The 26,247-nt window shown below is 31.9% G+C and carries 23 protein-coding genes; 9 read left to right on the top strand and 14 right to left on the bottom strand.

Annotated elements, in window-relative coordinates; genetic code table 11:
- Positions 1 to 160 precede the first annotated feature (160 nt).
- From ftsZ to mraZ, 13 genes are all read right to left on the bottom strand, one after another.
- Positions 161 to 2,014, bottom strand: a complete 1,854-nt coding sequence (gene ftsZ, locus GQR92_RS15805; RefSeq protein WP_158841207.1) for a cell division protein FtsZ — start codon at positions 2,012 to 2,014, stop codon at positions 161 to 163.
- A gap of 61 nt (positions 2,015 to 2,075) precedes the next feature.
- Complete coding sequence (ftsA, locus tag GQR92_RS15800) at positions 2,076 to 3,434, bottom strand: cell division protein FtsA (RefSeq protein ID WP_158841205.1); 1,359 nt, start codon at positions 3,432 to 3,434, stop codon at positions 2,076 to 2,078.
- Between the two features lie 6 nt (positions 3,435 to 3,440).
- The gene (locus GQR92_RS15795) at positions 3,441 to 4,166 is read right to left on the bottom strand and encodes a cell division protein FtsQ/DivIB (protein WP_158841203.1); all 726 of its coding nucleotides are present in this window, start codon (positions 4,164 to 4,166) and stop codon (positions 3,441 to 3,443) included.
- Entirely contained in the window at positions 4,156 to 5,508 is a 1,353-nt protein-coding gene (gene murC / locus GQR92_RS15790; protein ID WP_158841201.1) for a UDP-N-acetylmuramate--L-alanine ligase, read from the bottom strand. Before murC ends, GQR92_RS15795 begins: the two co-directional genes overlap by 11 nt.
- Positions 5,505 to 6,599 carry an undecaprenyldiphospho-muramoylpentapeptide beta-N-acetylglucosaminyltransferase gene (gene murG / locus GQR92_RS15785; protein WP_158841199.1) on the bottom strand — a complete coding sequence of 365 codons (1,095 nt, stop codon included), beginning with the start codon at positions 6,597 to 6,599 and terminating at the stop codon, positions 5,505 to 5,507. The genes murC and murG overlap by 4 nt, the downstream gene beginning before the upstream one ends.
- On the bottom strand, positions 6,583 to 7,767 hold the full coding sequence (locus GQR92_RS15780) for an FtsW/RodA/SpoVE family cell cycle protein (RefSeq protein WP_158841197.1): 1,185 nt from the start codon (positions 7,765 to 7,767) through the stop codon (positions 6,583 to 6,585). The genes murG and GQR92_RS15780 overlap by 17 nt, the downstream gene beginning before the upstream one ends.
- Before the next feature lie 101 nt (positions 7,768 to 7,868).
- Positions 7,869 to 9,203, bottom strand: a complete 1,335-nt coding sequence (murD, locus tag GQR92_RS15775; protein ID WP_158841195.1) for a UDP-N-acetylmuramoyl-L-alanine--D-glutamate ligase — start codon at positions 9,201 to 9,203, stop codon at positions 7,869 to 7,871.
- Positions 9,204 to 10,430 carry a phospho-N-acetylmuramoyl-pentapeptide-transferase gene (gene mraY, locus GQR92_RS15770; protein WP_158841193.1) on the bottom strand — a complete coding sequence of 409 codons (1,227 nt, stop codon included), beginning with the start codon at positions 10,428 to 10,430 and terminating at the stop codon, positions 9,204 to 9,206.
- Positions 10,431 to 10,432: 2 nt separating this feature from the next.
- A complete protein-coding gene (locus tag GQR92_RS15765; RefSeq protein ID WP_158842209.1) occupies positions 10,433 to 11,899 on the bottom strand; it encodes a UDP-N-acetylmuramoyl-L-alanyl-D-glutamate--2,6-diaminopimelate ligase in 1,467 nt (488 codons plus the stop codon).
- A 1-nt stretch (position 11,900) separates the two neighbouring features.
- Positions 11,901 to 13,862 carry a penicillin-binding protein gene (locus GQR92_RS15760; protein ID WP_158842207.1) on the bottom strand — a complete coding sequence of 654 codons (1,962 nt, stop codon included), beginning with the start codon at positions 13,860 to 13,862 and terminating at the stop codon, positions 11,901 to 11,903.
- Positions 13,863 to 13,921: 59 nt separating this feature from the next.
- Positions 13,922 to 14,248: an FtsL-like putative cell division protein gene (locus GQR92_RS15755; RefSeq protein ID WP_158841191.1), complete on the bottom strand. Its 327-nt coding sequence runs from the start codon at positions 14,246 to 14,248 to the stop codon at positions 13,922 to 13,924.
- Position 14,249: 1 nt separating this feature from the next.
- Positions 14,250 to 15,149, bottom strand: a complete 900-nt coding sequence (gene rsmH / locus GQR92_RS15750) for a 16S rRNA (cytosine(1402)-N(4))-methyltransferase RsmH (RefSeq protein ID WP_158841189.1) — start codon at positions 15,147 to 15,149, stop codon at positions 14,250 to 14,252.
- Positions 15,136 to 15,603: a division/cell wall cluster transcriptional repressor MraZ gene (gene mraZ / locus GQR92_RS15745; protein WP_158841187.1), complete on the bottom strand. Its 468-nt coding sequence runs from the start codon at positions 15,601 to 15,603 to the stop codon at positions 15,136 to 15,138. Before mraZ ends, rsmH begins: the two co-directional genes overlap by 14 nt.
- A 203-nt stretch (positions 15,604 to 15,806) precedes the next feature.
- Between mraZ and GQR92_RS15740 the strand changes: the two genes are divergently transcribed.
- The 5 genes from GQR92_RS15740 to GQR92_RS15720 all read left to right on the top strand — a co-directional run bounded on the left by GQR92_RS15740 (position 15,807) and on the right by GQR92_RS15720 (position 20,005).
- Positions 15,807 to 16,571 (top strand): alpha/beta fold hydrolase, encoded by a 765-nt coding sequence (locus GQR92_RS15740; protein WP_158841185.1) that lies wholly within the window; start codon positions 15,807 to 15,809, stop codon positions 16,569 to 16,571.
- Between the two features lie 5 nt (positions 16,572 to 16,576).
- The gene (gene yihA / locus GQR92_RS15735) at positions 16,577 to 17,188 is read left to right on the top strand and encodes a ribosome biogenesis GTP-binding protein YihA/YsxC (protein ID WP_158841183.1); all 612 of its coding nucleotides are present in this window, start codon (positions 16,577 to 16,579) and stop codon (positions 17,186 to 17,188) included.
- A gap of 6 nt (positions 17,189 to 17,194) precedes the next feature.
- Positions 17,195 to 17,881 (top strand): RluA family pseudouridine synthase, encoded by a 687-nt coding sequence (locus tag GQR92_RS15730; protein WP_158841181.1) that lies wholly within the window; start codon positions 17,195 to 17,197, stop codon positions 17,879 to 17,881.
- Between the two features lie 166 nt (positions 17,882 to 18,047).
- Positions 18,048 to 19,421: an aldehyde dehydrogenase gene (locus tag GQR92_RS15725; protein ID WP_158841179.1), complete on the top strand. Its 1,374-nt coding sequence runs from the start codon at positions 18,048 to 18,050 to the stop codon at positions 19,419 to 19,421.
- Positions 19,422 to 19,639: 218 nt separating this feature from the next.
- Complete coding sequence (locus GQR92_RS15720; RefSeq protein ID WP_233269891.1) at positions 19,640 to 20,005, top strand: hypothetical protein; 366 nt, start codon at positions 19,640 to 19,642, stop codon at positions 20,003 to 20,005.
- A gap of 35 nt (positions 20,006 to 20,040) precedes the next feature.
- Here the strand turns inward: GQR92_RS15720 and GQR92_RS15715 are convergent, their stop codons facing one another.
- Positions 20,041 to 22,425, bottom strand: a complete 2,385-nt coding sequence (locus GQR92_RS15715; protein ID WP_158841177.1) for a penicillin acylase family protein — start codon at positions 22,423 to 22,425, stop codon at positions 20,041 to 20,043.
- Positions 22,426 to 22,523: 98 nt separating this feature from the next.
- Between GQR92_RS15715 and GQR92_RS15710 the strand changes: the two genes are divergently transcribed.
- The 4 genes from GQR92_RS15710 (at position 22,524) to GQR92_RS15695 (ending at position 26,233) form a co-directional block, all read left to right on the top strand.
- On the top strand, positions 22,524 to 23,672 hold the full coding sequence (locus GQR92_RS15710) for a DegT/DnrJ/EryC1/StrS family aminotransferase (protein WP_158841175.1): 1,149 nt from the start codon (positions 22,524 to 22,526) through the stop codon (positions 23,670 to 23,672).
- 9 nt (positions 23,673 to 23,681) lie between these two features.
- The gene (galE, locus tag GQR92_RS15705) at positions 23,682 to 24,692 is read left to right on the top strand and encodes a UDP-glucose 4-epimerase GalE (protein WP_158841173.1); all 1,011 of its coding nucleotides are present in this window, start codon (positions 23,682 to 23,684) and stop codon (positions 24,690 to 24,692) included.
- A 288-nt stretch (positions 24,693 to 24,980) separates the two neighbouring features.
- Positions 24,981 to 25,421, top strand: a complete 441-nt coding sequence (locus GQR92_RS15700; RefSeq protein ID WP_158841171.1) for a helix-turn-helix domain-containing protein — start codon at positions 24,981 to 24,983, stop codon at positions 25,419 to 25,421.
- On the top strand, positions 25,316 to 26,233 hold the full coding sequence (locus tag GQR92_RS15695) for an IS3 family transposase (protein WP_158842205.1): 918 nt from the start codon (positions 25,316 to 25,318) through the stop codon (positions 26,231 to 26,233). The genes GQR92_RS15700 and GQR92_RS15695 overlap by 106 nt, the downstream gene beginning before the upstream one ends.
- Positions 26,234 to 26,247 lie beyond the last annotated feature (14 nt).

The raw sequence follows: 26,247 nt of genomic DNA, 5'->3' as shown, positions 1-26,247 counted from the left end.
TAATATACTACTTTTTAACATCACATACCAAGACAATTAACCTAAAAGTGTAGACGAACTGATGTTTTAAAATGACGAATTAATATATTCTTTAAAACAAAAAAACCACACCGATAAAAGGTGTGGTTCTAAGTCTATAAAGGGGAGTTGTATGTAGTGACTAATCTACATTATCATGTAAAAATGAATTGTTAGATTTTAAACCAATTTCGTCAGCATCTTGTTTAATAGATGTTTTCGTATTACTTATCGGACTGTTTATATCTAAATTAACACCCAATCTTTTATATGCAGGTTGACGCTCAATTTCATCTATATTCTTGTTCATTTGATCATTGAACTTATAGTTGAAACCTTTCATTTTTTTACGACGCTCTTCTGCTCTCTTTTGCAATTCTGTAATTGTTAAATCTAAAGGAGAAACTTCTTCGCTTTGCGTATCAATTTGATTAATATCTCCTTGTGGAGTTCTCGTTTTCAATTCAAACTTAATTTCCTCTTCAACAGCTTTTCTCTCAACAATTCCAGAACTTTTACCAATGGTTGGTTGTGCATCAAAATCTTCTAAAACATAACGTTTTTCTACGTCCTTTCTCTTAAAGATAATTTCTTCCTCTTCAAAAACTTCAATCTCATTTACTTTTGTTACTTTTGCCTCTGCTTTTGGGTTTAAAGGTAAATCAAACAATAAATTAGGTTGACTCGCTTTTGATTCTTCAACAACCTGTATTTCTTGAACAGGTGTTACATCTGTAATAACAAAATCTTCTTCAGAAATAGTTTCTAACGGAATTTCATCATAAACAACAGACATATTTGCTATTTCATTAGTTGTCTTAACCAAGTTTAACTTTGGTACATCAACCTCTTCTTCTAATGTATGTACAATTTTTTGCTCTACATTATTTGTTAAAGGCTCATTTAATGATGGTGCTTTTGTAACTGTTTTTTCACTAAAGTCATACGTAGCTTTTTGTTCATCCTCTAAAGTGTGTACAATTTTTTTTACCTCAGTATTTGTAATGGTACTTTGTTGATCTGCAGCAAAACCCGTTGCAACAATAGTTACAGCAATAGCATCACCTAAATTCTCATCTTCACCAATACCCATAATAATGTTGGCATCATAACCCGCTTCATCCTGAATGTAATCGTTTATTTCTCCAATTTCATCTAACGTAACCTCGTTTGTACCAGATACAATTAACAACAACACATTCTTTGCTCCTGTAATTTTATTATCATTTAATAAAGGAGAATCTAGTGCTTTTACAATAGCTGTTTTAGCTCTAGTTTGTCCTTCTTCTTTTGCAGAACCCATAATTGCGGTTCCACTGTTAGAAAGTACCGTTTTAGCATCATGTAAATCAATATTTTGTTTATAGTGATGCGTAATAACCTCTGCAATTCCACGAGAAGCAGTAGACAAAACCTCATCTGCTTTAGAAAAACCAGCTTTAAAACCAAGATTTCCATAAACTTCACGCAGTTTATTATTATTAATAACAATTAACGAATCTACATTTTGGCGCAGTTGATCGATTCCTAATTGAGCTTGTTTAGAACGTCTTCTACCTTCAAAAGCAAAAGGCATTGTAACAATACCTACAGTAAGGATATCCATATCCTTAGCTATTTTAGCTATTATTGGAGCTGCTCCTGTACCAGTACCACCTCCCATACCAGCAGTAATAAATACCATTTTTGTTTGGGTATTTAGCATTTGCTGTATTTCTTGCATGCTTTCTTTAGCCGCCTTCTCTCCAACTTCCGGATTTGCTCCTGCACCTAAACCAGATGTTAAGCTTACCCCTAATTGAATTTTATTAGGAACAGGACTATTTTCTAAAGCCTGTGCATCTGTGTTACAAATTACAAAGTCTACTCCTTTAATGTCTTGCGTAAACATGTGGTTTACTGCGTTGCTACCACCACCACCAACACCAATTACTTTAATTGTGTTAGATTGCGTTTTAGGCATGTCAAATGAAATGTTATCGAATTCTGCGCTCATAATAACCGATATATTGTTTATTATTATTTTTTATTTTTTGTTCTATCTTTTTCTCTTAATCTTACTCTGCGTTGTCTAAAAAGTCTTTTAATCCTTCTGTAAACTTTTCAAAAAACGACTTCTTTTTGGGCTTTGGTTTTTCTATAGGTTTGGGTTGTACCTCCTCTACAGGTGGTCTTTCTTCTAAAACCTGTTCTGTACTTTCATCTATAACTTCTTCTATAACTTCTTCAGCCACTTCTTTTTCTTCTCTAGCTTTTTGCTTTTCTAAACCTTCCATTAATAAACCAACAGTGGTAGCAAAAGCAGGACTTGATAATATCTCATCAGAATCACCTGCCAAATGTTCGTTAGGATACCCAATTCTGGCATCCATACCTGTAATGTATTCTACTAACTGACGTAAATGCTTTAATTGTGCACCACCACCTGTTAATACAATACCTGCAATTAATTTTCCTTTTGCAGTTTCATGACCGTAATTTTTAATTTCTAAATACACATGCTCAATAATTTCTTGCACTCTTGCATGTATAATTTTAGATAAATTTTTAAGCGTAATTTCTTTTGGTTCTCTGCCTCTTAATCCAGGTATAGAAACAATTTCTGTTTCTTTATTTTCTCCTGGCCATGCAGAACCAAATTTTATTTTTAATAACTCTGCTTGTTTTTCTATAATAGAACAACCTTCTTTTATATCATCTGTAATTACGTTTCCTCCAAAAGGAATTACTGCTGTATGTCTAATAATTCCGTCTTTAAATATAGCCAAATCAGTTGTTCCGCCACCTATATCAATCAATGCTACACCTGCTTCTTTTTCTTCCTGACTTAATACTGCGGATGCAGACGCTAAAGGTTCTAAAGTAATTTCACTTAATCCTAAACCTGCACTTTTAACACAACGTCCTATATTTCTAATAGATGAAACTTGCCCTACAACTACATGAAAATTCGCTTCTAAACGACCTCCATACATCCCTATTGGTTCTTTAATATCTGCTTGAGAATCTACTTTAAATTCTTGTGGTAACACATGAATAATCTCTTCTCCAGGTAGCATCACCAACTTATGAACTTGGTTTACTAAATTTTCAATATCATTTTCATCAATTACTTCATCTGCATTGTTTCTTGTAATATAATCGCTGTGATGTAAACTACGAATATGCTGACCCGCAATACCCACAACAACTTCTTCTATTTTAACACCAGAAACACTTTCTGCTTCTTCTACAGCTTGCTGAATAGACTGTATGGTTTGTGTAATATTACTTACAACACCACGTTTTACACCTAAGCTTTTTGCTTTACCAATACCAATAACCTCTATCTTACCATATTCGTTCTTGCGTCCAATCATTGCTGCGATTTTGGTTGTACCAATATCTAAACCAATTGCTATTTTATTGTTCTCCATTTTGATTTATTTTGCGCACACAACTTGGTTGTGATATTTTAAATTAATCGTTTTATAATCCTCAATCGTTTTATCTTCAAATGCTTTATTATAAAACGCTTTTAACTTCTTAAATTTTACATCCATTTCGGTTAATTGCCCAAAATCGATTTTATAACTTCCACTTCTCACGGTAAACTGATACTCACCGTCATTAAACTTCTCAATACCAACCACTTCTTTTTGCAAAAAATTGTCTTGCAAGATAAAGGATATTAATGGCAATAACTCCTTAATTTCTTCCTCTTTTTTAACACCAGAAACTAACATTACTCTTGCCGAATAATTAGGAGATAAAGGTATTTTTACACCCTGTTTATCAACATAATAAGAATCATTTTTATTCATAATTCTCACCACAGGTGTTCGCTGCTTTATAATTGTTTTTAAGGTACCGGCAATGGTTAAAAATACAGCTGCATGTTCTACATACGGGTTTTTAGAAACCATTTTCTCCAAACTGTATAAATTTATCACAGATTTTGCTTGGTTTTTCACGGTTGAATCATTTTGTATTAACAATTTATTAACCATGGCATGTGTCAAAAAATTATTCTCTCCAGCTTCAAATTCCACCACAATATCCTTCACTTTTTTATTAGAATTTCTGGTTGATGAAAAACTATACAATAACCCCAAAACCACTATCAACAAAAGGAAAGCTATGTATTTTAAAAACTTCTTAATCATCATTATTAGTTGTTTTTAAAAGTTGACTTGTAACTTCATTAATCATCACTCCAATATCACCTGCACCTAACATTACCACTACTTTTGCGTCTGAATTCTTAATATCTTTTATTAAATTATTTTTTTTAGTTAATTTTTTATTCTTACAATCAATTTTATTCAACAACCATTCAGAGTCAACTCCAACAATAGGTTCTTCTCTTGCAGGATAAATATCTAACAACAAAACTTCATCGAATTTAGATAAAGCCGAAGCAAAATCTTCAATAAAATCTTTTGTTCTAGAAAATAAATGAGGCTGAAAAACAACCAACACTTTTTCATCCGGATACATTTCTCTCACAGAACTCTCTACTGCATTAATTGCTGTTGGGTGATGTGCGTAATCATCAATCAACACTAAATCGTTTGTTTTAATTTTATAAGAAAACCTACGTTTTACCCCTTTAAAAGTTGACAAACGTTGTTTGATATTTTCTAACGATATACCATAAACATCTGCTATTGCCAATGCCGCTAAAGCATTCATAACATTATGCTGACCTGGTAAATGAAATTCAATATTTTTAATTTCCGACGCAGGTGTTTTTACATCAAAAATATATTTTCCACTTTCAATTTTTAAATTTAAAGCGGTATAATCAGCTTCATCATTAACAGCATACGTCAATCCTTTTAACGGTAACCCTTTTGCAACAATTAACGTTCCGGAAACCTTGTTTGCAAACTCTATAAAAGACTCATTTAAAGCTTCGGCATCTCCATAAATATCTAAATGATCTGCATCCATAGAAGTTACACAAGCAATATTAGGACTCAATTTTAAGAAAGACCTGTCAAATTCATCTGCTTCTACCACACTAATTTTATCTTCACCCAAAATTAGGTTAGAGTTATAGTTTTCTGCAATTCCACCTAAAAAAGAAGTTGCATTAACTGTTGCCATAATATGACCTAAAATAGAAGATGTAGTTGTTTTTCCGTGCGTACCTGCAACCGCTAAACAAAAGGTAGTTTCTGTGATTCTTCCTAAAATTTCTGATCTTTTTAAAACCGTAAAACCATTCTCTAAAAAATAATTTAATTCAGCATTATTTTTAGCAATTGCAGGTGTATATACTACCAACGTTTTTTTGGTATTTAAAAACGAAATTGGAATGTTTTTCACCTCATCTTCAAAATGAATTTCAACTCCTAAATCTTCTAAACCTAAAGTGATTTGAGAAGGAGTTTTATCATAACCAGCCACTTTTTTTCCATTCGTAGCAAAGTAACGAGCAATTGCGCTCATTCCTATGCCACCAATACCGACAAAAAAGACGTTATGTATATTGTTTAAATTCACTTTTTTAATAATTTTTCTACTTCGTTAACAATATCTGTTGTTGCTCCTGGAAGCGCTAATTCATTTATATTTTCTGATAAATGCTCTTGTTTTCCTTTATCTTTTAGCAATGTTTCAAAAACTATTGAAAACGTTTCTAACTCACTCTCTTTTAACAAAATTGCACCATGTTTATCTGCAATTGACTTTGCGTTTTTAGTTTGATGATCTTCCGACACATTAGGCGATGGAATAAATATTACCGGCTTACCAACAATACACAATTCTGATACCGAACTTGCGCCTGCTCTAGAAATAATAATATCGGATGCTGCATACGCAAAATCCATTCTATTTAAAAACTGATGAACCTGAACACCATCTAATTTATTATACTTTTTATACTCTTCAAAATACAATTTACCACATTGCCAAATAACCTGAACCCCTTCTTTTTTAAAGAAATCTAAATTATTTTCTACCAATTGATTTATTTTCCTCGCACCTAAACTGCCTCCTAAAACTAAAATCGTTTTCTTATTCACATCTAATTTAAAGAATGCTTTTCCTTCCTCCGTTTTAGAATGAATTGATAATAAATCTTGCCGAACAGGATTTCCTGTTTTTACTATTTTATCTACAGGAAAAAAACGTTCTAAATGATCATAAGCAACACAAATTTTGTTTGCTTTTTTACTTAATAATTTATTGGTAATTCCTGGATACGAATTCTGTTCTTGTATCAACGTCGGAATTCCCTTTCTATTTGCCATTATTAATGTTGGTCCGCTTGCAAAACCACCAGTACCAATAGCAATGTCTGGTTTAAATTTTCTAATAATTTTTGATGCATTCCACAGACTACTTATCAACTTAAAAGGAAACGATAAATTAGCAATCGTTAACTTTCTTTGAATACCAGAAATCCACAATCCTTTAATTTCATATCCCGCTTGCGGAACCTTTTCCATTTCCATTTTATCTTTTGCACCTACAAACAAAAACTTTGCATCTGGATAACGCAACTTTAATTCGTTTGCAATTGCAATTGCAGGATAGATGTGTCCTCCTGTTCCTCCTCCAGAAATTAATATGTTAATCGAGTGCTTCATGAAGTATGTCTAAAGGGTTATCATCTAAAATATCTTCTTCTGTTTCTTCTTTGGATGCGCTTACACTTAAAATCATTCCCAACGCAAAACACGTCATCCAAATAGAAGTACCTCCACTACTTATTAACGGTAAAGTTTGCCCTGTTACTGGAAATAAATTGGTAGCAACTGCCATATTTATGGATGCCTGAAAAATGATTGGCAATCCAACTCCTAACACTAATAAAGTTCCAAAAATTGTTGTTGTTTTTCTAATGACTACAAATATTCTGAACAACAAAATAAAATAGATAGACACAATTAAAAAACCACCAACTAAGCCATATTCTTCTACAATTATTGCATAAATAAAATCGGATGTAGACTGTGGCAAAAAGTTTTTCTGTATGCTTTTACCTGGACCAACACCAAATGTTTGCCCCATAGCAATGGCTATTTTTGCTTTTTCTACTTGATATGCTTCTTTGCCTTCATCATCAGAAAAACTCTCTATTCTATTTTGCCAAGTTTGTACTCTATTTGGCATAGCATCCGGAAAAGCTTTTACTGCTAAAATAAAAAGTAAGAGAAATCCAACTCCTGCTCCCATTATAAATCCTAAGTACTTAATTGGGTATCCTCCAAGAAAAGTTAAGATTAAAATCATCACAAAAATAATAGCTGCTGTAGAAAAGTTTGCAGGTAAAATTAAGAGTAAAATAACAGCAACAGGCAACCACAATTGCCATAAACTTTCTTTAAAACTAATTATTTTATCCTTATTTCTAGACAAATACCTTGCTACATAGACCATTAAAACCAAACCTGCCAAAGTGGATGTTTGAAAACCAATACCACCAATTCGAATCCATCTACTTGCATTTGCCCCCCCAATGGTTGTTCCTTGCGATAACGTATAAATCAACAAAAAGATAATAACCGGAAGCATAATAACAGAGCCTCCAGAAAAATATCTATAAGGTACTTTGTGTACACCATAAATAATAGCAAACCCCATAATTAACAGCAAAATATGCTTCATTAAATACCCCAAAGAAGACCCAGAACCTACCACATAGACCAAGTTTGTACTTGCACTATATACTGGCATAAATGAGAATATTGCTAAAATAGCAACAATAGCCCAAATGGTTTTATCTCCTTTTATGTATTGAAAAATGGTTTTCACTTTATAATTTTTAGTTTTTAGTTTTTAAAAAGATTTAAATAATCTTTTCAAAAATTAATTATCAACATTTACACAATTAAACAAATAAACAATTACACTTTTTAAAGACTTCTTACAGCATTTTTAAACTGGATACCTCTGTCTTCATAGTTTTCAAACAAATCGAAACTTGCACAACATGGAGATAACAAAACGCACTCTCCTCTTTCTGCTAATTTTTGAGAAACTTTTACAGCTTCTTCTGCTCCGGCAGTTTCTACAATGATATCAACTACATTACCAAAAGTGTTTTTTATTTTCTCATTATCAAGACCTAAACAAACAATTGCCTTTACTTTTTCTCTAACCAAAGGCAATAAATCATTATAATCATTTCCTTTATCTACACCACCAACAATCCAAATAGTTGTTTTATCCATGCACTCTAAGGCATAATAAGTTGCGTTTACATTGGTTGCCTTAGAATCATTTATAAACGCTACACCTTTTATTTTTGCAACATTCTCTAAACGATGCTCTACTCCTTCAAAATCTTCTAAACTTTCTTTAATCGCTTGTCTTCTTACTTTTAACAATTGCGCTGCCATTGTTGCTGCCATTGCATTTTTAGTATTATGTTTTCCTTTTACTGATAAAGTTGATATCGGCATGTTAATTTTTTCTTTATTTATATTGATAATAATATTGTTGTCTTTGATATACGCTCCATACTCTAATTTTTTTTCAAGTGAAAACGGAACTAATTTTGCACTTGTTTTATTTTTCTTTAACCAAGTATTAATGGCTTCATCATCTGCATCATAAATTAAATAATCGGTTGCTTTTTGATTCTTTGTTATTCTAAATTTTGAGGCGATGTATTTATCAAAATCATAGTTATATCTATCTAAATGATCTGGTGTAATATTGGTTAAAATAGCAATATGACTATTAAACTCTTCGATGCCATCTAACTGAAAACTACTTAATTCTAACACATAATTCTCATACGATTGTTCCGCAACTTGTTGTGCAAAACTATCTCCAATATTTCCTGCAACACCAACATCTAAACCTGCATTTTTTAAAATATGGTGCAACAATAATGTGGTGGTTGTTTTACCATTAGAACCTGTAATACCAATAATATTTGCCTTGGTATATTTAGCTGCAAATTCAATTTCCGAAATAACAGGAATCAAATTTTCCTTCAACTTTACAATTAAAGCAACGGTATCTGGAATTCCAGGACTTTTTACAACTACAGCTGCATTTAAAATTTTGTTTTCTGTATGTTGATTTTCCTCAAAATCAATCTCGTTATTTAAAAGAACTTCTTTATATTTTTTTGATATAGCACCCTTGTCAGACACAAAAACTTCATAGCCTTTTTGTTTTCCTAAAAGCGCTGCACCAACACCACTTTCTCTCCCACCAAGAATTACTAACCTTTTCATCTATCTTAATTTTAAGGTTACAATTGTAAGTACGGCTAGTAAAATTCCAACAATCCAAAAACGGACTACAATTTTACTTTCGTGATAACTTAATTTCTGATAATGGTGATGTAACGGAGACATTCTAAAAATTCTTCTTCCTTCTCCGTATTTTTTCCTAGTATACTTAAACCAAGAAACCTGCATAATTACCGATAGGTTTTCAACCACAAATATTCCTGCTAAAATTGGTAACAATAATTCTTTACGAATTGCAATTGCAATAACAGCTATAATACCACCAATTGTTAAACTACCTGTATCGCCCATAAAAACTTGTGCTGGGTAGGTATTATACCAAAGAAAACCAATTAAAGCCCCTGCAAATGCCAATATAAAAACAGTCATTTCTCCAGAGTTTGGTATATACATTACATCTAAGTAATCTGCAAAAATGATGTTACCAGAAACCCATGCAAAGAGCGCCAAAGCTATAACCATAATAGCCGACGAACCTGCTGCCAAACCATCTATTCCATCCGTTAAATTTGCTCCATTAGAAACACCTGTTACAATAAAAACAACTACAAATATGAAAACTATCCATCCATATTTTTCATAACCATCACCTAAAAAACTCAATGCTTTAGAGTAATCTAACTCATTGTTCTTTAAAAAAGGAACCGTTGTTTTTGTTGATTTATGCGCTTCACCAAAAACAATTTTTCTACCTTCTTTATTTACTATTTGCTGGTCTTTAGGTAATTGTTCTTTAATGGTAACTCCATCGTTAAAATAAAGCATAGACCCAACAATGATCCCTAAACCAACCTGACCTAAAACTTTAAACTTACCGCTTAAACCGCCTTTATCTTTTTTGAAAACTTTTATATAATCATCTAAAAAACCAATTAACCCCATCCAAACCGTGGTTATAATCAAAATGATTACATAAATATTATCTAATTTGGCTAATAATAAAACCGGAATTAATGTTGCTAAAATGATAATAACACCACCCATTGTTGGTGTGCCTGATTTTTGTTTTTGACCATCTAAACCTAAATCTCTTACCGTTTCTCCAACTTGTTGATTTCTTAAAAAATCGATAATTCTTTTACCATAAATGGTAGAAATTAATAAGGATAAAATAAAGGCCGCTGCAGCTCTAAATGTGATAAAATGAAACAATCCTGCACCAGGAAAATCCATTATACTTTCTAAATATTCAAATAAATAATACAGCATTCTTAATTATTTTTTAATTGGTTGAAACAACTTTTCACTTCTTCTAAATCATCAAAATGAACTCTAAATCCGTTTATTTCTTGATAATCCTCATGTCCTTTTCCGGCAATTAATATGATATCTCCATTTTCAGAAAACTTGCAAGCTGTTTTTATTGCTTGTCTTCTATCTAAAATTGATAATGTTTTTTTATAATTTTCTGCAGCAACACCAACTTCCATTTCATCTAAAATAGTTTGCGCATTTTCTGTTCTTGGATTGTCTGACGTAAAAATTGCTTGACTACTTAATTGTGAAGCAATGTGTGCCATTTTAGACCTTTTTGTTTTATCTCTATCACCACCACAACCAACAACTGTAATTAATTTCTCGTTACCAGTTCTAATATCATTAATAGTTTCTAACACATTTTTTAAAGCATCTGGCGTATGTGCATAATCTACAATTGCTGTAACTCCATCACCAGAAACCACATATTCAAAACGTCCGCTTACATTTTCTAACTGACTTATAATCGTTAAGATTTCTAATTTTTCTAAACCTAATAATTCTGCCGTAGCATAAATTGCCAATAAATTAGAAGCATTAAATTGACCGATTAACTTCGTCCAAACTTCTGTATCATTTAACTTTAAAAGGGTTCCAGAAAATTGCTTTTCTAAAATCTTCGCTTTATAATCTGCTAGCGTTTTTAACGCATACGTTTTCTTCTTTGCTTTGGTGTTTTGCAACATAAAGTCGCCATTTTTATCATCAATATTTGTCAATGCAAAAGCAGATTTTGGTAACAAATCAAAAAATGATTTCTTTACATCTCTATATTCTGCAAATGTTTTATGATAATCTAAATGATCGTGTGATAAGTTGGTAAAAACCCCACCTGCAAACGTTAACCCTTCTGTCCTTTTTTGATGAATTCCATGAGAACTCACTTCCATAAAACAATAATCTACACCTTCATCAATCATTTTATCTAAATAACTATTGATTGTTACAGAATCTGGTGTTGTATGTGTTGCTTTAAACTCCGTTTCATCAACCAAAACCTTTACCGTAGAAAGCAAACCAACTTTATAACCTGCTCTTTTAAATAATTGATATAAAAGCGATGCTATTGTTGTTTTTCCATTTGTCCCTGTAACTCCTACTAAAGGAAGTTTTTTTGATGGATTATCATAAAAATTAGAAGCCATAACAGCCAAAGCTACATTTGCATCTGCAACTTGAACATAAGTAATGCCTTCTTTTTTATCCGCAGGAAAATCTTCGCAAATAATTGCGATTGCTCCCAAAGAAATTGCTTTCTCTATATATAAATGACCATCTACAGAAACTCCTTTTTGAGCAACAAAAACAGCATTCTTTTCAATCTTTCTAGAATCGAAAACAATAGCACTCACCTCAACATCTGTAAGTCCAAATACTTGGTGAATAGCAACCTGATATAATATGTCTTTTAAATTCTTCAGCTTATGAAAGTTTTAAAATAATTGTTCTTCCTTTTATTAACTTTTCTCCCTTACGTAGTGATTGAGACTTCACTTTTCCTGATCCTGAAACTTGCACTTTTAATCCAATATTCTCTAACAAAGACAAAGCATCCATTCCGGACATCCCTCTAACATCTGGAATTTCTTGATACTCCTTGTTTAATTTTTTATCAAAATTTAAGTATTGCTTATCTATTGACGCAAATTCTGTTTTATCTTTTACAGATTGATTATCTATTGGTGTTGTTGTGTAAATTTTCTGAGCAATCTCTTTAAACACAGGTCCAGCAACCGTTGCCCCATAATACCCTTTCTCTTTCTTTGGATCGTGAATAACCACAATGCAAGAATATTTTGGTTTATCCGCAGGAAAAAAACCTACAAATGACGTCACATAATGCTTGGTAGAATAATGCCCATATACTGTTTTGCCCTTATCATCTACATGTTTTGGAATGTATTTTTGTGCCGTTCCTGTTTTGCCTGCCATAGAAAAATTAGGAGAATAAATATTACGTGCCGTACCTTTAGTTACAACATTTTCTAACACTTTCTTTAACTTTGCTAAAGTTTCATCTGAAGCTATTTTAGGGTTCACAATTTCGGTTTCAAAAAGTTTCTCCGTTTTATCTTCTTTTCTTAACTCCTTAACAAATCTTGGTTTTACCATAACACCATTGTTTGCAACCGCATTGTAAAACATTAATGTTTGCATTGGCGTAACAGAAATCCCATACCCCCAAGCCATCCATTCTAAAGATATTTTACTCCAAGCTTTATCTTTAGGATTCGGTATATAAGGCATTCCTTCTCCTTTTATCTGAAACCCAATAGGTTTTGTAAAACCATATTCAACTATTTTATTATAATATTTTTCAGGATTTTTATCATAAAACTTTTTTATAATCTTCACCACACCAACATTAGAAGAAACCTCTAAAACTCTTGCTGCAGAAATTTTACCATATCCACCTCTGTGAGAATCTTCTACTTTTCTATTATTTACATAAATCCTCCCTTTCTCGGTATCTACAATTGTAGAAGTATCTATCACTTTATCATCTAAAGCCACCATTAAACTTGCCAACTTAAAAGTAGAACCAGGCTCATGACTTTCCCAAACAGCATAGTTTCTTTTTTCGTAATACGTTCCTTTAGAAGTTCTCCCTAAATTAGAAATTGCTTTAATTTCACCAGTTGCCGTTTCCATAACTACCGCACAACCATGTTCTGCCTCAAAATATTTTAAGTTATCTAACAACGCATGATGCGTTATATCCTGAATATTAACATCTATTGTTGTAATAATATCATGGCCATCGATAGGCTCTTTCTCATTTACATCATTAATTGGTTTCCATTGGTTTTTAGCAATTTTCTGCTTCCATCTTAAACCATTTTCTCCTTGCATATAATCTGCAAAAGCACCTTCTATACCGGCTTCTCCTCTAAAATCATCATACCCAATAGTACGCTCTGCTATTTTACCTATCGGATGCGCTCTAACTGTTTTATGTTCTGCAATAAAACCACCCTTATAAACCCCTTTATTAAAAATTGGAAATTGCTTTATTTTTAAGTAATCTGTATAACCAATATTTCTTGCAATTAAGAGATACCTATTTCTTCTCTTTTTTGCCGTTCTTAATTTATTTTGATAATAATAAGGAGTTCTCCCAAACATACCGGAAAGTTCTTTAGACAAACCAACAATGTTTTTCTCAAAAACCTCACTCGCTACAGCAACCACATCCATTCTAATAGTAAATTTAGACATCGATGTTGCCAACAAATTACCATCTGCCGCATACACATTACCTTTATTAGCGTAAATGGTATCTTGCCTAATTGCTAACTCTGTAAAAAGCTTTCTATATTTTTCTCCTTCTGAATGCTGAATCGTAAATACACGAAACACAATAGCTAACAAAAAAAGCGTCATAAAAGCAGCTATCAAGTAGAATTTGGTAAGTATGCTTTTTTTCTGAGTTGCCAATTTTATTAATCTTTAATGGTTACTTTAATTTTTTTTGGAGGGGACTTTAAAGGCTCTAAACCTCTTACTTTTGCTTTTTCTCTGATACTCGATTCCATTTTCATTCTCATTAAAATAGTACCCGTATCTACATACACTGCTCTTAACTCTCTTTTCTTTTTATTCAATTTTGATATCTGAATAACTTTTTTATCCGCATTATGCGCACTTGTTATCATTATCAGCAACAAGGCCACCACAAAAATGATAATACGCCAGTTTTTAAAAGCATAATCATCCGTAAGGAAACTCCCTCTTAAAAAATCGTAGATGTTTTTTTTTGCCTTAGACATCTTACTTCTTTAATGTTGCTATTCTTAATTTAGCACTCCGAGCCCTATTATTTATCTTAACTTCCGCTGGAGTAGGAATAATCAACTTTCCAACTTTCTGCATCGGCTCATTACTGCGCCCAAAAGCATCTTTTTCTAACTCTCCTTTAAACAAACCGGTTCTTATAAATCTCTTTACCAATCTATCTTCTAAAGAATGATAAGAGATTACACTTAATCGACCATCTTCTTTTAATAGATTAGGCATTTGCTCTAAAAACTCTTTTAAAACATCTAACTCTTCGTTAACCTCTATTCTTATCGCTTGAAAAATCTGTGCTATGATTTTATGTTCTTTTGCTTTTGGCAAATACTTTTGCAAAACTTGTCTTAACTGAAAACTTGTGTCAATTTTTTCTTCTTGTCTTTTTTCAACAATCGTTTTTGCTATATTTCTAGAATTTCTTAATTCTCCATATAAAAACAATATTTCTGCTAATTTCTCTTCAGAATACTTATTAACAATTTCTTTTGCCGATGTTTTTGATTTTTGATTCATTCTCATATCCAAATCACCATCAAAACGAGTAGAAAACCCTCTTTCCGCTTCATCAAACTGATGAGAAGAAACACCTAAATCAGCCAAAACCCCATCTACCTTCCTCACTCCATGAAACCTCAAGAATCTTGAGATAAACCTAAAATTCTCAGGAATCAAAACAAAACGTTCATCATCAATTACATTCTCTAAAGCATCCGGATCCTGATCAAAACCAAACAACCTTCCGTTTTCACCTAATCTCTTCAAGATTTCTCTTGAGTGACCCCCACCACCAAACGTTACATCTACATAGACACCGTCTTCCTTAATAGAAAGCGCATCTACACTTTCTTGCAATAAAACTGGATTATGATAATTCATCAAATTCTGTATTTCCCATTACTTCCTCAGCCAAATCAGCAAAATCATCTGCCGCATCATCAATGGCTTTTTCATACTTGTCTTTATCCCAAATCTCTATAATATTTACAGAGGACGACATAACAACTTGTTTCTTAATACCCGCAAACTCAAATAAATCTTTCGGAATTAAAATTCTTCCAGTTGCATCTAACTCAACCATTTTTACACCTGCCGTAAATCTTCTAATAAAATCATTGTTCTTTTTATTAAATCTGTTTAGTTTGTTGATTTTTTCCATCATCAAATTCCATTCTTGCATCGGATACAACTCTAAACACGGCTGAAAAACAGCTCTCTTTACCACAAAACCATCTTGTAACACAGAACTCAGTTGCTTTTTAAAGGCTGATGAAAACATCAATCTCCCCTTAGCATCTGATTTACACTCATATGTACCAATTAGGTTTACCACTCTAGTATATTGTTAATTGACATCAAAAATATATAAATTTTACCACTTTTTACCACTTTTTACCACATTGTTAATAAATAACGCATTTGTTAACAAATCATTGCATTTAAAATCTGATTTAATTTAAAAATAGTCGTTTCCGAAAACGATATCTATTTCACAAAAAAGAATTACATTTGCTTTTAGACAATTGAAAAAAATTAATGACTGACAAGTTAACAACGGAAGGGAAATTTACATATGCAGAAGCCGGAGAAGGACCTGCAATCATTATTTTACATGGATTGATGGGAGCTTTAAGTAATTTTGACTCAACATTTGATCATTTTTCTAATAATGGATACAAAGTTTTAATCCCAGAACTACCTTTATACTCTTTACCTCTTATAAAAACCAATGTTAAAAACTTAGCAAAGTTCTTAAAAGATTTTTTAGAACATAAAAATATAAATAACGCCATCCTTTTAGGCAATTCTTTAGGAGGTCATATTGCATTGTATTTTACAAAACAATACCCAGAAAAAGTAAGCGCACTTGTACTTACAGGAAGCTCTGGTTTATATGAAAAAGCGATGGGAGATAGTTTTCCTAAAAGAGGAAACTACGAATATATAGAACAGAAAGCTAGAGAGGTCTTTTACGACCCTGCGATTGCTACCAAAGAATTGGTTGATGACGTTTACAGTACTGTAAATGACAGAATGAAAGCTTTAAAAACATTATCTATTGCCAAAAGCGCAATTAGACACAATATGGCAAACGACTTACCAAATATGAAACATCCAACATGTTTAATTTGGGGAAAACAAGATGGTGTTACACCTCCTGAATCGGCAGAAGACTTTCATAAACTTTTACCGAACTCAGACTTGTTTTGGTTAGACAAATGCGGGCATGCAGCAATGATGGAAAAACCAGAAGAATTCAATCAAGTTCTTCACAAATGGTTTGTTTCTAGAAATATATAAATTTTATGAAAATTAGATCTGCAGAGTTTGTAATGAGCAATAGTAATGTTACTAAAGCTCCAAAAGAAAGAGTGCCCGAATATGCTTTTATTGGTCGCTCTAACGTTGGTAAATCTTCATTAATTAATATGTTAATGGAACGTAAAGATTTAGCTAAAATTTCTGGAAAACCTGGTAAAACACAACTTATTAATCATTTTAAAATAAATGATGAGTGGTTTTTAGTAGATTTACCTGGGTATGGTTACGCCAAAGTTTCTAAAAAGAAAAGAACTATTTTTCAGTTTTTTATAGAAAACTATTTCAAAGAAAGAGAACAATTGGTATGTACTTTTGTTTTAATTGATTCTAGACACGATCCTCAAAAAATTGATTTAGAATTCATGAAGTTCTTAGGAGAAAACCAAATTCCGTTTTGTATTGTTTTTACAAAAGCAGACAAATTAGGAAGCTCTAAAATAAACAAACAAATTACTTCTTATAAAAAGAAATTATTAAACACTTGGGAAACGCTCCCTACCTCTTTTATCACTTCTTCTAGTACAGGATTAGGTAGAGAAGAATTTTTAACATTTATTGATGGTGTTAACGAAGATGTTGCTAAAGATTTTAAATAAATTTGAATGCATTCTACAAAAGAAAATCTACAGATTTTATTTGAAGACAACCATATTATCATTGTAAATAAACGCGCTGGCGATATTACGCAAGGTGATAAAACAGGCGACAAACCTTTAAGTGACGTTGTTAAAGAATATATTAAAGACAAGTATAACAAACCGGGAAACGTTTATCTAGGCGTTGTACACAGATTAGACAGACCCACTTCTGGTATTATTATTTTTGCTAAAACGTCTAAATCTTTAGAGCGTCTTAATAAGATGCTACGCGATAAAACTATTAATAAAACGTATTGGGCGGTTGTAAAAAATCATCCGAAGAAAGAAAAAGATACCTTAATTAATTTCTTAAGAAAGAACCCAAAGAACAATAAATCTACCGCATACCCTAAAGAAATTGAAGGCAGTAAAAAAGCCATTCTACATTATACTGTTGTTAAAAAATTAGACAACTACTCTTTAATAGAAGTAGATTTAGAAACAGGGAGACACCACCAAATAAGATCTCAATTAGCTAATATTGGAAGCCCAATAAAAGGAGATTTAAAATACGGATTTGACAGAAGCAATAAAGATGGAAGCATCCACTTGCATGCCCGTAGAATTAAATTTATACACCCTGTAACCAAAGAGGAAGTTAACATTACCGCTCCAACCCCTAAAGAAGTTATTTGGAACGCTTGTAACTAATTGCTATCTTTAAAGAATTAATTTTTCTTTATGAAGAAGCTAAAGCACTTACTAACAAGTTCTTTACCCAGAACTGCTTACACTTTATATCTATCAGGTTTTACCCGCATTCTGCTCTTCTTGTTGGTTTTTAGTAATAAATAAAAAAATAAAAGAAATATAATTTATGGATATAATTAATATTTTGCAAGCGCAAAGAAATTACTTCTCAGAACAACAAACAAAAGATATTTCTTTTAGAAAAGAGTGTTTAAAAAAACTAGAAAAAGAACTTATTAAAAGAGAGTCTGCTATTGTAAAAGCATTGCACGATGATTTTAAAAAATCTGAATATGAAGCCGTTTTAACAGAAACCTCTATTGTATTGTCTGAATTAAAAATGACAATCGATAAACTTACCTCTTGGGCAAAACCAAAAAGTGTTTTACCATCCCTTTTAAACTTTCCTTCTTCGGCAAAAATACACAAAGAACCTTATGGAGCCGTTTTAGTAATTGCTCCCTGGAACTATCCGCATCAATTAGCTTTTGCTCCATTAATAGGCGCAATTGCAGCAGGAAATACTGTTGTTTTAAAACCCTCTGAACTTACACCAAACACAAGTGCAATTACCAAAAAAATAATTGAAACCGTTTTTGATAAAAAACAAGTTGCAGTTATTGAGGGTGGTGTTGAAGTTTCTACAAAATTATTAGCACAACGTTGGGATTATATTTTCTTTACAGGAAGTGTTTTTGTAGGGAAAATTGTAGCAAAGGCTGCTGCAGAATTCCTTACTCCTATTACCTTAGAATTAGGAGGTAAAAGTCCTTGTATTGTTGATAAAACAGCTAACATTAAATTAGCTGCTAAAAGAATTGTTTGGGGAAAATTTATTAACGGAGGACAAACTTGTATTGCACCAGACTACTTATTGATTCACAAATCAAAAAAAGAAGAATTTGTTAATTGCTTTAAAAACGAATTGATAAAAGCTTATGGAGAAAACCCCGAAACCTCCAAAGATTTTCCTAGAATTATAAACCTAAAAAACTTTAATAGACTTGCTTTAATGTTAGAAAATGAAAGCTTTTTAATTGGCGGAAAAACCAATAAAGAAGACCTATTTATTACTCCGACTTTAATTAACGAACCTTCTTTAGACAGCGAAGTAATGAAAGGCGAAATTTTCGGCCCAATACTCCCTGTAATTTCTTATGAATCTGAAGAAGAAATAGACAAAATTATTTCTAAATACGATAAACCACTTGCATTCTATATTTTTTCTACGGATAAGAAAATCGCTAAAAAAATGATTGCAAAATATTCTTTTGGCGGAGGAACAATTAACGACACAACAGTCCATTTTGTAAATCATAGATTGCCCTTTGGTGGCGTAGGAGAAAGTGGAATTGGTAGTTATCATGGTAAACTAACTTTCGAAATATTTTCTCATAGCAAAGGTGTTGTTACAAGAGGTAATTGGTTAGACTTAACAATTAGATACGCTCCTTATACTGATAAATTAAAAAAATTACGGGCATTATTAAAGTGGACATAAATTTTATACAACCAGAATTATTAAAAGTGTAAAATAACTTCTAAACCTTTAGATAATAAACATTGGTAAACATTTAACAGAAATGAAGATAATTCCATCTGATAAAATTGAAATAGTAACGACTCTTTCAATTCAAGAAGCTAGAAAAATATTGTCAGAAAATATTCGGCCAAAAAAAATATTTAAATTTAGTTTTAACCAACCCCCAAGAAAAGGAATTGTTTGAAGCAGATTTTGAGCAAGATAGTTTTAAAATACAACGAATTATAACTGGTCGAAATTCTTTTCTCCCTCAAATTAAAGGACAAATTCTACCGAGTATCAACGGAACTAGATTGGTTGCAGATTTAAAAATTCACTCTTCTGTAATTGTATTTATGCTATTCTGGTTGACTTTTGTTGGTTTTGCATTCATTACAGGAATCATTGGAGTCATAAACCAAGGAATTAACCCTTTATTTTTAATTGTTCCCTTAATTATGATTGGTTTCGGAATTGGATTAATTAATTACGGATTCAATAGTCAAAAAGAAAAATCAATAAATGATTTAAAGAAAATATTAAACGGACATACAAAAGCATAAAAACGCTTTGCCCACAAAGAACAAAGTTATAATCATTATTCCTTGGGCTTCAAAATCAACACATTTTCACTTGCTTCAATTTCAGATTGATTCAGTCTCATCTTCACAAACTTTCCATCTAAATACTTTTGAGTTTGATCTTTGTAATACTCACTAAACCTATTTCCAGATTGACCTGTAGGAATAATTGCCAAACTATTCTCTATATCAGAAAAATCGATAACTCTTCTTGTTGATGGCCCCGCAGTTACCTTATAATACCCTGTGCTATCTAGTTTAAAAATCTGATTGTTAATTACCTCATTCCCTCCAATAGTTTCAAACGGACCAACATTAAAAAAAGCACGCAACAATCCACCTGCTTTACCAATTGCATGTTCATACTCTACAGAAATAACACGATTCCAAGTCCAATCATCTACATTTTCTCCTAATTGATTTTGTAAAAAAACAAAAGACTTTTTAAAGGATGCTAGAACAATGTCTTTTCTAGTTTCAATTTTATTCTTGGTAGCAATATTATCCCACCAAACAGAATTCTCTCTATTTACTTGATTTGGTAAAACCTCATCTTGCAATTGCGAATTGATAAACAAATCAAAACTACCTCCTAATTCATCTTGATACGTTTCCTTTAAAAATTCATATAAAAAACGATTATAAATCGTTGGTGCAACTGCCGTTTTTAAATACGTTCCATCCCAATTTTCTAAAACTGAAAAAGCTTTTCTTTCTGATACTGTTAAAATAGACTTATCGACACTTTTTAACAAACTATGAATAATTCCTGGCACTGTAGCGGATTTTACATCATACGTCATATCAGCAATATCTTCTTTTGTAAAATCATTTTTTTTGTCTAATAATTCTACAATTCTTTTAGCCCTATCTTGTGGTTGATAATAGCCTGAATACAATTTACCTCGCACAGAATCCACTTGATTATTGGCAGAATACACGTAATTCCAACTCGGGTTAATTGCTTTCGGATTCTCTTCAAAAGGTAAATACTCAAGTATTTCATCCTCTCCAGAAGCTCCATTTAAATACGTTTTAGAAGATAAACCTTCTCTTAACGCATATAATTTAGCAGAAGAAAACCAAGCAATATTATCTTCAGCATCTCCATACATTACATTTAAACCAGGTGCGTGAATTCTAGAAACCGCTTTTTTAAAATCACTGATAGAATTTGCATGAGCAAGGCCATAAGAAACATCTAGCATATCATTTGGCAACTGCGTATAAATCCAACTCATGGCAATAGGCCTATCATCTATAACATGTTCTATTAAACCATTCATTATAGGTCCGTGTTTACTTACTTTTACTTGAAAAGTAGTGTCTCTCTCATTTTTTATAGAAATGGTTTTACTCCTTAATTCATACGCTTTATAACCAGCTACTGTTTTATACTCTAAAGCATTATCAGGGTTACTTTCTTCCACATAAAAATTTAAATCGTCATTCGCTAACATGGTCAATCCGTAAGCATACTCTCTATTATGACCTAACAAAGGAAACGGCATCAACGCAATATTGAAACCATAAATTTCAAAATTGGGAGTTTTTATATGATTCTGATACCAAACTGAAGGCTGTGAATACGCAATATGCGGATCGTTTTCAAAAATCACTTTTCCGTTCTTTGTTTTTTCCGGTGCAAGTACCCAAGAATTACTTCCTATAAAAGGAGACACTGGTAAATCGTCCATAATAGAAGCTACAGAATTAGAAATTGTCGCTTCTATTTTTGTTGGTACACTTGTTCTGTTAATGGTTAAGTAGTCACTATTAGAACTTAACAATTCATTTAAATAAGAGTTTCCTAATTTTTCTTTTATTTCCGTTAATAAAGGGTCTGTTTTGTGCGCAACCGCAAAACTAAAAGACATGTACCCAAAAACATTATAAATATCTTTTAGGGTATATTTTTCTTTCTCTACTCCTACTAAAGTAAATTCTATAGGCGTTTTTCCTTCTTTTATAAATTGATTTACACCATCTAAATAAGATTGCGTTAAAATATAAGAATCGGCCGTTTTATCTAAACCTGTAATGGTTTTATCTGCCGCTTCTTCTATCCCTAACCCTCCAAAAAACTGATCGACTCTCACCAAGTCTTTTCCAAAAATTTCAGACAATCTTCCGGCTGCAATTCTTCGCATTAATTCCATTTGCCACAATCGATCTTGCGCATGCAAATATCCTAAAGCAACATAGGCATCTTTTTGATTTTGGGCGTTTATATGTGGCACACCAATATCATCAAAATAGACGGTTACCTCATCAGAAAGGTTTTTCAATTCTAATTCTCCAGAATAATTTGGATGATATGTTTTAGAGTACAACCAAACAGAAACTGCGAGCAATACCACAAGAATTAACAGAATTCTTAAAAAACGTCTTAAAAACTTCATAAAATTGATTTTTATCAAAGATAACAGAATTATTATTTAAGGATAACTGCAAAGAAAATGAAAGACATTTTGTATTTTTGAGGTGCAAAATTTTTTATATGAAAAAAATTCAAATGGTTGACCTACAAGGTCAATATCAACAAATAAAAGAAGCTGTAAATACTTCTATAGAACAAGTTTTAAATACTTCAGCATATATCAACGGACCTTTGGTTCATGAGTTTCAAGCAGATTTAGAAAAATATTTAGGCGTAAAGCACGTAATCCCTTGTGCAAACGGAACCGATGCATTGCAAATTGCAATGATGGGTTTAGGTTTAGAACAAGGTGATGAAGTGATTACCGCAGATTTTACTTTTGCTGCAACCGTAGAAGTTATTGCATTGTTAAGACTAACACCTGTTTTGGTAGATGTAGATGCAGAAACATACAACATAGATATTGAAGCTTTAAAAAGAGCCATCACTCCAAAAACTAAAGCCATTGTACCTGTTCATTTATTCGGACAAGTAGCAAATATGGATGCTGTTCTGGAAATAGCAAAAGAACATAATCTTTTTGTAATTGAAGATAATGCACAAGCAATTGGTGCTAATTACACCTTTAAAGACGGAACCAAAAAGAAAGCAGGAACTATCGGAAACGTTGGTACAACTTCTTTTTTCCCTTCTAAAAACTTAGGTTGTTATGGTGATGGTGGAGCCATTTTCACCAATGATGATGAATTAGCACATACCATTCGTGGTATTGTAAATCACGGTATGTACACACGTTATTATCATGATGTAGTTGGTGTAAACTCTCGTTTAGATTCTATACAAGCTGGAGTACTAAAAGCGAAACTACCTTTATTAGATACGTATTGTGAAGCTAGAAGAAATGCTGCTCGTTTTTACAACAAAGCGCTTTCTGTTTCAGAACATATTATTACGCCAACAACAAGCGCATGTGGAGAAATTTGCGACACTTGTGATTGCCATGTTTTTCATCAATATACATTACAAATTACAAATGGCAAAAGAGATGATTTACACAAACATTTGTTAGCACAAGGAATTCCGAATGCAATCTATTATCCAGTTGCACTGCATTCTCAAAAAGCGTATGCCGACGCCCGTTATAAAGAAAGTGATTTCCCTGTAACAAACGAATTGATAAAGACTGTAATTTCTTTACCAATGCATACAGAACTAGATAAAGAACAACTTACATTTATAACAAAAACGATTTTAGATTTCGTTAACTAAAACAACATAATGAAAAGAATATTAGTAACAGGAGGATTAGGTTTTATTGGTTCTCACACAGTAGTAGAGTTACAAAATGAAGGCTTTGAAGTAGTAATTATTGATGATTTATCTAATACATCTATCAATGTTTTAGACAACATAACATCTATAACAGGTGTTAAACCAGATTTTCATCAAATTGATTTAAGAATTAAAAGTGATGTAAAAAACTTTTTTGACAATAACAAAGTAGATGGAATTATTCACTTCGCTGCGTTTAAAGCAGTTGGAGAAAGCATGCACAAACCTTTAGATTATTATGAAAATAATCTAGGTTCTCTTATCTACTTATTACAAGAAATGAGAGATAGAAAATTAGACAATTTTATTTTTTCTTCTTCTTGTACAGTTTATGGGCAAGCAGATGAATTACCTATTACAGAAAATGCACCTGTAAAAGCGGCTGAATCTACGTATGGAAACACAAAACAAATTGGTGAAGAAATTTTAAGTGACGCTAGTAGAGCACATAACTTAAACATTATCGCTTTAAGATACTTTAACCCAATTGGAGCGCATCCATCAATTAAAATTGGAGAATTACCTTTAGGCGTTCCTCAAAACTTAATTCCTTATATTACACAAACTGCAGCAGGTATGCGTGCCGAATTATCTGTTTTTGGTGATGATTATGATACTGTAGACGGTACTGCTGTTCGTGATTATATTCACGTAGTAGATTTAGCAAAAGCACATATTGCTGCTTTACAGCGTTTGATTAAAAAGAACAATAAAAAAGCATTTGAATATTTTAATGTAGGTACAGGAAAAGGAAGTTCTGTTTTAGAAGTAATTAAAGCTTTTGAAAAAGCATCTGGAAAACCATTAAATTATAAAATTGTTCCAAGAAGAGAAGGAGATATTACTGCTGCTTATGCAGATACTACCATTGCAAACAAAGAGTTAAACTGGAAAACAGAACAGACTCTAGAAGAAGCATTAGCGTCTTCATGGAAATGGCAACTAGCTCAAAAATAAATTCAAAACTAAAAAACTCCAATTATTAAAATTGGAGTTTTTTTTTAGCACACCTTCTTTCAATAACCTTATTATTTATATTATTTCTTAAAGGTATTTTTTATGAAATTTTCTGGGAAACGCTATTTAGATTATTCATCATTTATTAAATTAACTTTCGGCGAAAGAGTTAAAAAACATCATTAGACATTGGGTTTTCTTGTCCTAATAGAGATGGATCTAAAGGTTACGGAGTGAAGCGTCCTGAAATAGGTTGACTAAAAATTAAACATTTAATTATAGTCACTTATGAAAACACAAAAAGAACACTGGCGAAAAAAAAGCTACGAAAAAGTAACTTTAGAACTCAAATTATTCGTCGTTGACCAAATTCAAAATGGTCAGATCTCTACAAACTTTGCTTCCATAAAATACGATATTCCTAGAACTACTATTTCATATTGGATTAGAAAATATAGTACCTTAGCTCAACAAAATAAAGGTATGAGTAAACTAGACGAAATTAAAAAACTAAAGGAACGTATTGAAGAACTGGAGTTTGTAAAGGACTTTCAGCAAGATATTATTGCTGATATGGAAATCATTACTGGCGTCGATTTGTCAAAAAAGTCGCTACCCAAAACATTAGCAAAAGAGATAGAACTAAAGAAGAAAAAAATTTTAAAAGAAAATGGCTCTATCAATGTTTTGGGATTAGTAAACAAGCCTTTTACAAAAGAGAAAAAGTAAAACAAAGTAAAGCGATAAACGACACTAAAATAATTACGATGGTCAAAGAATATCGTAAAAAAGTAAGCTCCAGAACTGGGGGTAAAAAACTCTATAAAGAACTTAAAAATCAGTTGATAGAACAAAGAATTAAAATCGGTAGAGATAAGTTTTTTGATGTATTAAGACTGCATAATTTACTCGTCCCTAAACTCAAAAACTACATAACTACCACAAACTCTAATCATCTATTTAAAAAATATAAAAACCTCATTCAAAACAAAATACCTACTAGACCCGAACAACTTTGGGTAAGCGATATTACATACATTAAAACAGAAAAAGGACACAACTATTTAGCAATTGTAACCGATGCATACTCTAAGAAAATTATGGGATATAAATTAGATGACCATATGAGGGTATCACTCTGTAAAGATGCTTTAAAAATGGCTTTAAAAAATAGAAAATATCCATCGAAAAAGTTGATTCATCATTCTGACAGAGGTATGCAATACTGTTGCCCAGAATATACCCTGTTTGCTGAAAGTAATGGAATAACAATGAGCATGACAGAGCAATATGATCCATATGAAAACGCTATTGCTGAGAGAATCAATAGAACTTTGAAATATGAATATGGACTTAGAAACTGCCTTAAAAACACTCTTATTGCTCAAAAATCAGCTAAACAAGCTGTATATATTTACAACAATTTAAGAACACATTTTAGCCTAGAATTAAGAAAACCAGCTGAAGTACATTTAAATCCAAACATCAAATACAAATCCTATCGAAAAAATAATGTAAATTTGACGGAACTTACAATTTAAAAACAAACATAGTT

Source organism: Polaribacter sp. L3A8 (assembly GCF_009796785.1).
GTDB lineage: Bacteria > Bacteroidota > Bacteroidia > Flavobacteriales > Flavobacteriaceae > Polaribacter.
The sequence above is the reverse complement of the archived record's forward strand: the minus strand, read 5'-3'. Positions and strand labels throughout refer to the sequence as shown.